Source organism: Streptomyces antimicrobicus, from assembly GCF_020532625.1.
Lineage (GTDB): Bacteria > Actinomycetota > Actinomycetes > Streptomycetales > Streptomycetaceae > Streptomyces > Streptomyces antimicrobicus.
Genome location: NZ_JAJAUY010000189.1, coordinates 1 through 9,640 on the forward strand (window position 1 = coordinate 1; position 9,640 = coordinate 9,640).

A 9,640-nucleotide genomic window follows, 5' to 3' on the forward strand; every position below is an offset into this window, starting at 1 on the left:
CGGGCCAGGGCGGCGGCGGGCGCGGCGGTGAGGCTGGGGCGCACCGACCCTCCTCGAAAGGTCTGGACCTATGGGTCCACCGTATGGGAGCACGCGCCTGCGGCGAGGGGCAAGACCCGTGCCGAGGGGTGGGGGAGAGGGGCGGGTTCGTCTTCTTCTGATCGCGTCTGTCATTATTGCGACTCGTTCGCAAGAACAGATGAACGTAAACACGGCAATACAGGGATGTGCACCAGCATGACGGCCCGGACGGTACGAGGGGTGGCCGCGACCGCGCTGGCCACCGCACTCATCGCGAGCGCGGCGGGCTGCGCCGCCCCCACCTCCGACGGCCCGGCCGATTCCGCCGTCGTGGGCATCGCCAACGAGCCCGAGAGCCTCAGCCCGCTCCTGGGCTACGGCAAGGACGGCAACTCCAAGATCTTCGACGGCCTGCTCACGCACGACGCGCAGCTGAACCTGCGCCCCGCCCTCGCCGTGGCCCTGCCCGAGGTCTCCGCCGACGGGCTCACGTACACCTACCGGCTGCGCCAGGGCGTGACCTTCAGCGACGGGCACCCCTTCGGCGCCGAGGACGTGGTCTTCACCTACCGCACGATCCTCGACGCGAAGACCAACAACGCCGCCAAGACCGAACTCGACGCCATCGCCGACGTCAGCGCACAGGGCGCCGACACGGTCGTCTTCCGGCTCAAGTACCCCTACGCGCCGTTCGCCGAGCGGACCGTCCTGCCCATCGCCCCCGAGCACGTGGCGGGCCGGCAGGACGTCAACAGCGGCGAGTTCACCACGAAGCCGATCGGCACCGGCCCCTACGTCCTCACCCAGTGGTCCAAGGGCGAGAAGCTCACCTTCACCGCCAACCCCCGCTACTGGGGCGGCGCCCCGGCCGTGAAGAAGTTCACCATGGCCGTCGTCAAGGACGACGACGTCCGCGCCACGCGGCTGCGCTCCGGCGAGCTCGACGCCGCGATCCTGCCGCCCGCCCTGGCCAAGGGCTTCGCCCAGGACACCGGCCGGCGCACGTACACCGCGACCACCTTCGACTACCGCAACGTGACCCTGCCCACCCGCCACAAGGTCACCGGCGACGTGGCGGTACGCCGCGCCCTGGACCTCGCCGTCGACCGCACGGCCATGGTGGACAAGCTCCTGGAGGGCGCCGGCCGGCCCGCGTACGGCCCGGTCCCCACCGACAGCCCCTGGTTCGCCCAGGGCACCGAGCGCCCCCACGACCTGGAGCGGGCCGAGCGGATCCTCGACGAGGCCGGCTGGCGGCCGGGCGCCGACGGGATCCGGGAGAAGGACGGCGTCCGCGCCTCCTTCCCGCTCTGGTACACCTCCGGCGACAAGATCCGCCAGGACCACGCGCTCGCCTTCGCCTCCGACGCCCGCAAGGCCGGCATCGAGGTCAGGACCGAGGCCGGCACCTGGGAGGTCATCGAGCCCCGGATGGAGACCGAGGCCGTCCTCGCCGGCGGCGGCTCGCCCGCCGACCCCGACTTCGACCAGTACCTGCTGCTCAAGTCCGAGCTCGGCGGCGACGGCTTCAACAACATGGCCCGGTACACCGACCCGGCCGTGGACAGCGCCCTCGACGAGGGCCGGCGCAGCGGCGACCGCAGCGCGCGCAAGGCCGCGTACGACACCGTCCAGCGCGAGCTGGTGAAGAACCCCGGCTACGTCTTCCTGACGCACATCGACCACCTGTACGTCGTCGCCGACAAGTGGGAGGGGCCGCAGGGCGCCCTCACCACGCAGGTCGAGCCGCACGACCACGGCCTCGGGGCCGGCCCGTGGTGGAACGTGGAGACCTGGAAGCCCAAGAAGTGACGTTCCGCCCCGACCCGGGCACCGGTCCGGGCGCCCACGCCCGCATCGACCCGGGCGCCCGCACCCGCATCGACCCGGGCGCCCCTCCGCGCGCCGCCGGGCCGCCCTGGCGGCCGATGGCCCGCATGGCGGCGCGCCGCGCGCTGTCCGCCGTGCCCGTCCTGCTGGCCGTCACCTTCGGGGTGTTCGCGGTCGCCGCCCTCTCGCCCTTCGACCCGGTCAAGGCCTACGCCGGCCAGGCCGGCCTGACGGCCTCGCAGGCGCACCTCGACGAGCTGCGCGCCAACCTGGGCGCCGACCGGCCGCTGGTGGGCCGCTGGTGGGACTGGCTCACCTCGGCCCTCACCGGCGACCTCGGCACCTCCACGGTGATGCGCCAGCCGGTCGCCGACGTGATCGCCGAACGGGTCGGCTGGTCGGTGCTGCTCGCCGCGACCGCGTTCACGCTGGCGGTGACGGCCGGCACCCTGCTGGGCGTCCTCGCGGCCCGCCGGCCCGGCGGCCTGATGGACCGGCTCACCGCCGCGGCGGCCTACGTCCTGGAGGCCGCACCCCCGTTCTGGCTCGGCCTGCTCGCGGTCTGGGTCTGCTCCGTCAGCCTCGGCGTCCTGCCCTCGGGCGGACTGACCGACGCCGGCGCGGACACCGTGACCGCCGGCCAGGTGGCCCGCCACCTGGTGCTGCCCGCGCTGGTGCTGGGCGTCTCCCAACTGCCCTGGTTCTTCCTGTACGTGCGCCAGGGCGTGGCCGACGCGCTCGCCGAGGACCCGGTCCGCGGGGCCCGCGCCCGGGGGATCGCCGAGCGGACCGTGCTCTTCGGGCACGCGCTGCGGGCCGGGATGCTGCCGACCCTGACCCTGATCGGCTCGCGGGTGCCGGAGCTGATCACCGGGGCCCTGCTGGTGGAGACCGTCTTCAGCTGGCCGGGCGTGGCCGCCGCCACCGTGCAGGCCGCCACCTCCGTGGACTTCCCGCTGCTGGCGGCACTGACCGTGCTCGCCACCGTCGCCGTCCTCGTCGGCAACCTGCTGTCCGACCTGCTGTACGGACTGGCCGATCCGAGGGTGGGCTTCGATGGCTGAGCCGCGCCTGCGCCTGCGGGTCGCGGCCACCGCGGCGGGCGTCCTGCTGCTGGCGGTCCTCGTGGTCCCGCTCGCCGTGCCGGTCGACCCGCAGGCCGTGGACCTGTCCGCGCGGCTGCTGCCGCCGTCCTGGCAGCACCCGTTCGGCACAGACGACCTGGGGCGCGACCTGCTGCTGCGCTGCCTGCACGGACTGCGGGTCTCGGTCCTGGTGGGCGCCGTCGCCGCGGTGGCGGCGACCGTCGTCGGCACGACGGTCGGGGCCGTGGCCGCGGCGCTCGGCGGCCGGGTGGACCGGCTGCTGATGCGGACGGTGGACACCGTCTCGGCCGTGCCGCACCTGCTGCTGGGGATCTTCGTGGTCGCCCTGTTCCGGCCGGGACTGTGGCCCGTGGTCGCCTCGGTGGCCGTCACGCACTGGCCGTCGACGGCGCGGATCGTCCGCGCGGAGATCCTGTCCCTGCGCACCCGGCCGTACGTGGACGCCGCCCTGTCCGGCGGGGCCTCGCGCGGGCGGATCCTGGTGCGCCACCTGGTCCCGGGCGTGCTGCCGCAGGCCGGGCTCGCGGCCGTCCTGATGGTGCCGCACGCCATGTGGCACGAGTCGGCGCTGTCCTTCCTCGGGCTCGGGCTGCCCGCCCGCCAGGCCAGCCTCGGCACGCTCGTGCAGCACGCCCGCAGTTCGCTGCTGGCCGGGGACTGGTGGCCCACCCTCTTCCCCGGCCTGCTGCTCATCCTTCCCACCCTCGCGATCGCGGGGCTCGCGGGCGCCTGGCGCGACCGGCTGAGCCCGCGCCGCCGCTCGGAGCTGACCTTGTGAACACCGTGCCCGCCGCGGACACCGGCACCGCCCCGTCCTGCCCAGCCGTCCCCGCCGGGGACGTGCTGCGCGTGGAGCGGCTGTCCGTGCGCTTCCGGATGCGCGGCCGGCCGCCGGTGGCCGCCGTCAGCGACGCCACCTTCCGGCTCGCCGCCGGGGAATGCCTGGTGCTCGTCGGGGAGAGCGGCTGCGGCAAGTCCGTGCTCGCCTCGGCCCTGCTCGGCCTGCTGCCCGGCAACGCCGAGACGGCCGGATCCGCCTTCCTCGCCGACGGGCTCGACCTGCTCGCCGCCGACGAGCGGACGCTCGCGCGGACCGTGCGCGGCCGACGCGTCGGGCTGGTGCCGCAGAGCCCCGCCGCCCACCTGACCCCGGTCCGGACCGTCCGCTCCCACCTGGAGGAGACCGTCCGCGCCCTGGGCGGCGCGGCGGTCGGCACCGGCGGGCGCCGGGAGCGCGCGGCCCGGGTGCGCGCCGCCGCCGAACGGGCCGCGCGCCGGGCCGCGTTCCCGCCCGGCCACCTCGACCGGTACCCGCACGAACTGTCCGGCGGCCTCGCCGGGCGGGCCGCCACGGCGCTCGCGCTCGTCGGCGACGCCCCGCTGCTGCTCGCCGACGAGCCGACCACCGGCCTGGACCGGCAGCTCGCCGAGGCCGTCGTCGACGAACTGCGCGCCTGCACGCGCGACACCGGCCGCGCCCTGCTGATGATCACCCACGACCTGGCGGCGGCCGAACGCATCGCCGACACGGTGGCGGTGATGTACGCGGGACGCATCGTGGAGACCACCGCGGCCGGGGAGTTCTTCGGGGCGGGCGGCCCCCGCCATCCCTACGCCCGCGGCCTGCTCGACGCCCTCCCCGAGCGCGCCTTCACCCCCGTCCCCGGTGTCCCGCCCGAGCTCGGCGCCCTGCCGCCCGGCTGCGCCTTCGCCGCCCGCTGCCCGAAGGCCGACGCGCTGTGCGCCGGACAGCGACCCGAGTTCACCGAAGGGACGGCCTGCCACCATGCTTGAGCTCGACGGCGTCACCGCCGGGTACGACCCGCGGCACCCGGTCGTACGCGGCGCCCACCTCACCCTGCGCCCCGGCGAGGCCGTGGGACTCCTCGGCCCCAGCGGCTGCGGCAAGTCCACCCTCGCCAAGGTCGCCGCCCTGCTGCACCGCCCCGACCGCGGCAGCCTCACCCTGGACGGGACCCCGGTCACCGGCTACCGCCACCGCGCGCCGCGCGCCCTGCGCACCGCCGTCGGCGTGGTGTTCCAGCAGCCCCGGCTCGCCGCCGACCCGCGGCTGCGCCTGCACGACCTGGTCGCCGAGCCGCTGCGGGCCACCGGTCGGCGCGCCGAGGTGGCCGCGGCCGTGCCGGAGCTGGCCGAGCGCGTCGGCCTCGGGGCGGACCTGCTGGCGCGCCGGCCCCACGAGGTCAGCGACGGCCAGCTGCAACGCGCCTGCCTGGCCCGGGCGTTGGTGCTGGAGCCGCGCTGGCTGGTCTGCGACGAGATGACCGCCATGCTGGACGCCTCCACGACCGCGGCGCTGGTGGGCGTCGTCGAGGACTACCGGGCCCGGACCGGCGCGGGCCTGCTCGCGGTCGGCCACGACCCGGTCCTGCTCGCCCGCTGGTGCGACCGGGTGGCCCACTGGAGCGAGATCACGGACGCCTGACGGCCGTCACCGTCGGTCAACACCCGTACGGCGGACACGCCGTGCGCCCGGCGGCCCCTGCGGCTGCGCCACCATGGCGCGGGACTCAGGAGGTTCTCGATGGTGATCTCTCTCTCCGTGGTCGTCCTGCTCCTCGCCCTCGCCTGGCTGTTCCTGCGCACCGGCGCGCTCAAGTTCTCCCACGCCCTGATCTGTGTGCTGCTCGGCTTCCAACTGGCGAGCAGCAGTGTGGCCGCCACCCTCCACGACGGTCTCGCGGCCACCGCCACCGCGATCGAGAGCCTGGACCCCTGAGGGCCGTGTTGCGCCCTCGTGAACGATCCGCCCCGTCCATTTACTCCTCGGCGCCGCCCGCCTACCGTCGGCGCGCGGCGCGACGCCGGACGCGGTGCCGACGGCACCGCGTCCCCGAGGAGTGGAGGACGACCGGATGGTGCGAAGAGCGCTGAACTGCGCGGTGGTCCCGGCCCTCGCCGCGTTCGCGGCGATGTACGGGACCTCCCCGGCGCAGGCCGAGGAGATACCCCACGCACCGGGACACCGCCTGGTCAGACCGTACGACGGCGCGCCCGCGGCCGCCGCCCCGCTGCCCGGCCAGGCTCCGCCGCAGCACCCGTACCTCGCGCCCAACGGACGCAGCGGCATGCACTCCGACGCCGGGGGCAGCGCCACCGTGCCCTGGTCCGGTCCGCTCGGCCGGGCCCCCCGGGTGACCAGCGAGAAGATCGCCGCGCTCGGCGGCGAGTGCGCCACCGCGACCTTCGACGCGGGCGGCCGGCTGGTCACCGTGTGCGGCACCTTCGCCGGCTTCCAGGTCAGACTGCTCGACCCCCGCACCCTGGCGACCCTGGCCGTGCACGAGCTCCCGCAGCGTTCCTCCACGGTCGAGGCGATCACCACGCTGGACTTCTCGAAGATCTTCAAGGACACCTCGGGCGGCGCCTACTTCTACCTCGACGACCAGGACCGCGCCGTCCTGGCCGACTCCCGTCAGCACGTCCTGCGCCTCGCCCACGACCGGCGGCCCGACGGCAGCTGGCAGTTCACCGTGGAGAGCGACTGGGACCTCACCGCGCACGTCCCGCACGACTGCGCGGACTGGACCGACCCGCGGCCCCGCGGCAGCTGCGACCCCGTCACCTCCGTGATGCCGGACTGGGACGGCCGGATCTGGTGGGTGACCCGCCAGGGCCGGGTGGGCACGGTCGACCCCGCGACCGGCGGCATCCGCTCGGTGCGGCTTCCGGGCGAGGAGATCCAGAACTCCTTCTCGGTCGCCGAGGACGGCGTCTCCATCGTCTCCGACCACGCCCTGTACAGCTTCCGCGCCGCCGCCGACGGCACTCCCGAGGTGCAGTGGCGCCAGCCGTACGACCGCGGCACGGGCACCAAGCCCGGCTCGGTGAACCAGGGTTCGGGCACCACGCCGGACCTCTTCGGCGACGGCTACGTCGCCATCACCGACAACGCCGACGACCGGATGAACGTCCTGGTCTTCCGCCGAGGCGCCGACGTCCCCGCCGACCGCCGCCTGGTGTGCCGGGTGCCGGTCTTCCGGTCCGGCGCCTCCACCACCGACAACTCCCTGATCAGCTGGGGCAACAGCCTGGTCGTGGAGAACAACTACGGCTACGAGAACCCCACCAGCCTGCTGCTGGGCAAGAGCGTCGTCGGCGGCGTCACCCGGATCGACGTCCGCCCCGACGGCAGCGGCTGCGACACGGTCTGGGAGAGCGACGTCCGCTCGCCCTCGACCGTGCCCAAACTCTCCACCGGCAACGGGCTCCTGTACGTCTACGAGAAGCAGCCCAACAGCTGGGGGATCGACGCCTGGTACCTCACCGCCGTCGACTTCCGCACCGGCGAACGCCGCTGGCGCCGGCTGACCGGCACCGGCCCGCTCTACGACAACAACTGGGCGCCGATCACCCTCGGCCCCGACGGCACCGCGTACGTCGGGGTGTTCAACGGCATCGTGGCCGTCCGCGACCACGACGGCTGACCGCCCCCGCCCGGCGGTCCGCCGGAGCCGGACGGCCGCCGGTCAGGACCACTGCAGGATCGTGGTGGCGTCGTGGAAGGCCATGTTCCACTGCACGCCCGTGCGATGGGTGCCCGTCCCGGCCGGACGGCCGACGGCGTGGACCAGCCCCGCGTCGAACACATGGAGGTCGCCCGGCCGCACCGGCACGGTCAGCCGCTGGTAGCCGGCCAGCGACCGCTCCGGGTAGCCGCGGGTGTCGTAGCCGTACCCGAGGGCGGCGCGGGACTCCTGGTCGGGGGAGAGGTTCCAGCACACCAGCTCGCCGCCCCGGTCGTTCTCCACACAGGCGACCGCGGCGCAGATGTGCGCGGCGTCCTGGACCTCGAACCCCTTCAGGTGCGGGGCCCGGCGCAGCGTCTCGGCGTCGTCGTGCGGCAGCAGCGCGAAGCCCGCCGCGCTCGTGCGCACCCGCAGCTTGTACGCCGCCGCCCGCCGGCCCCCGTGCTCGGCGAGGCGGACCTCCAGCCCCCGGTCCGCCGCGTACGCGCGGTAGGCCGCGAGCAGGGCCGGCACGGACCGGTCGCCGGCGGCGGCCAGCACGGCGTCGACCTCCGGCCGGGTCCGCTCGACGGCGTCGAGATAGGCGTCCATGTCGGCGGAGCCGACGAGATCGGGCCCGAGCCGGTAGCCCTTCCTGGTGCCGGCCGGGGCCTGCAGGGCGGGGCTGTCCCACAGCGCGCGGGCGATCCGCTCGCACGCCTCGGCAGCCAGGGCCCCGCGGAAGTGCGCGACGGCGATCCGTCCCCGCAGCACGTCCGTCCACACGTCCCAGTCGATGCCGTCGCGTTCCACCACGCGGAAGTAGTCCGGGGGGTGAACCGTGCCCGTCACCGTGACCGGAGCGGGACCGTCTGTCGCGGTCATGGCCACCACCTCTCCTCGCGGCGCACCGGGGACGGCCGTGCTCTGCTCGATTCTGGGGGTCGCCGCGCCCCCGTCAAGGAGGCCTCGGCGCGGGCCACGGCGATTCGGTCAGCGGCCGGCGGCCCGCCCCGGGCGACCGCGTGCGGTCCCACCGGCATATCCGCGTGCGGGACGGGCAGGTGCGGCGGGCAGTGGCAGGTGGTGCGACGACAGGAGGTGGTCGCCATGGCGCGATCCGTAGGGATCGACCTGGGGACGACGAACTCCGTCGTGGCCGTCCTGGAGGGCGGCGAGCCCACCGTCGTCCCGAACGCCGAGGGGCAGCGGACCACCCCTTCCGTCGTGGCCTTCGCCAAGGGCGGGGACGTCCTGGTGGGGGAGCTGGCCAAGCGGCAGGCGGTGACCAACGTCGACCGCACCGCGCGCTCGGTCAAGCGGCACATGGGCGAGACCGGCTGGCGGTTCCCCGAGCACGGCAGCATCGACGGCAAGCGGTACACGGCCCAGGAGATCTCCGCCCGCGTGCTGCAGAAGCTCAAGCGGGACGCCGAGGCCTACCTGGGCGAGGACGTCACGGACGCCGTGGTCACCGTGCCGGCGTACTTCGACGACGCCCAGCGCACCGCCACCAAGGAGGCCGGCGAGATCGCCGGGCTGAAGGTGCTGCGCATCGTCAACGAGCCGACCGCCGCCGCCCTCGCGTACGGCCTGGACAAGGAGAACGACCAGACCATCCTCGTCTTCGACCTCGGTGGCGGCACCTTCGACGTGTCCCTGCTGGAGATCGGCGAGGGCGTGGTCGAGGTCAAGTCCACCAACGGCGACACGCACCTCGGCGGCGACGACTGGGACCAGCGGCTCGTGGACCACCTGGTCAAGCAGTTCCACAACGGCTACGGCATCGACCTGTCCAAGGACAGGATGGCGGCGCAGCGGCTGCGCGAGGCCGCCGAGAAGGCCAAGATCGAACTGTCCTCGGCCACCGGGACCACCGTGAACCTGCCCTACATCAGCGCCACCGCCGACGGCCCGCTGCACCTGGAGGAACGCCTCACCCGGGCGCAGTTCGAGCAGCTGACCGCCGATCTGCTGGAGCGCTGCCGCACACCGTTCCACCAGGCGGTCGAGGACGCGCGGATCAGCGTCTCCGACGTCGACCACGTGATCCTGGTCGGCGGCTCGACCCGGATGCCGGCGGTGACCGAGCTGGTGCGCTCCCTCACCGGCAAGGACCCGCACAAGGGTGTGAACCCGGACGAGGTCGTCGCGATCGGCGCCTCGCTCCAGGCCGGTGTGCTCAAGGGTGAGGTCAAGGACGTCCTGCTCCTC

9 protein-coding genes are annotated in these 9,640 nt (G+C 74.5%); 8 read left to right on the top strand and 1 reads right to left on the bottom strand.

What is annotated here, in order from left to right; translation table 11 throughout:
• Positions 1-237: 237 nt before the first annotated feature.
• From LG632_RS28150 to LG632_RS28180, 7 genes are all read left to right on the top strand, one after another.
• The gene (locus tag LG632_RS28150; protein ID WP_226730464.1) at positions 238-1,833 is read left to right on the top strand and encodes an ABC transporter substrate-binding protein; all 1,596 of its coding nucleotides are present in this window, start codon (positions 238-240) and stop codon (positions 1,831-1,833) included.
• A gap of 116 nt (positions 1,834-1,949) precedes the next feature.
• Complete coding sequence (locus LG632_RS28155) at positions 1,950-2,915, top strand: ABC transporter permease (RefSeq protein WP_226730477.1); 966 nt, start codon at positions 1,950-1,952, stop codon at positions 2,913-2,915.
• Positions 2,908-3,735 carry an ABC transporter permease gene (locus tag LG632_RS28160; RefSeq protein ID WP_226730466.1) on the top strand — a complete coding sequence of 276 codons (828 nt, stop codon included), beginning with the start codon at positions 2,908-2,910 and terminating at the stop codon, positions 3,733-3,735. Before LG632_RS28155 ends, LG632_RS28160 begins: the two co-directional genes overlap by 8 nt.
• Before the next feature lie 5 nt (positions 3,736-3,740).
• Positions 3,741-4,751, top strand: a complete 1,011-nt coding sequence (locus LG632_RS28165) for an ABC transporter ATP-binding protein (RefSeq protein WP_226730479.1) — start codon at positions 3,741-3,743, stop codon at positions 4,749-4,751.
• Positions 4,744-5,403 carry an ABC transporter ATP-binding protein gene (locus LG632_RS28170; RefSeq protein WP_226730468.1) on the top strand — a complete coding sequence of 220 codons (660 nt, stop codon included), beginning with the start codon at positions 4,744-4,746 and terminating at the stop codon, positions 5,401-5,403. The genes LG632_RS28165 and LG632_RS28170 overlap by 8 nt, the downstream gene beginning before the upstream one ends.
• Before the next feature lie 99 nt (positions 5,404-5,502).
• Positions 5,503-5,697, top strand: coding sequence for a hypothetical protein (locus LG632_RS28175; RefSeq protein ID WP_226730471.1), 195 nt, complete (start codon positions 5,503-5,505; stop codon positions 5,695-5,697).
• Between the two features lie 136 nt (positions 5,698-5,833).
• Positions 5,834-7,405, top strand: coding sequence for a hypothetical protein (locus tag LG632_RS28180; RefSeq protein ID WP_226730472.1), 1,572 nt, complete (start codon positions 5,834-5,836; stop codon positions 7,403-7,405).
• A gap of 42 nt (positions 7,406-7,447) precedes the next feature.
• Here the strand turns inward: LG632_RS28180 and LG632_RS28185 are convergent, their stop codons facing one another.
• Positions 7,448-8,311: a hypothetical protein gene (locus LG632_RS28185; RefSeq protein ID WP_226730474.1), complete on the bottom strand. Its 864-nt coding sequence runs from the start codon at positions 8,309-8,311 to the stop codon at positions 7,448-7,450.
• 225 nt (positions 8,312-8,536) lie between these two features.
• Between LG632_RS28185 and LG632_RS28190 the strand changes: the two genes are divergently transcribed.
• The coding region (locus LG632_RS28190; RefSeq protein ID WP_226730475.1) for an Hsp70 family protein at positions 8,537-9,640 on the top strand (1,104 nt) is incomplete at its 3' end.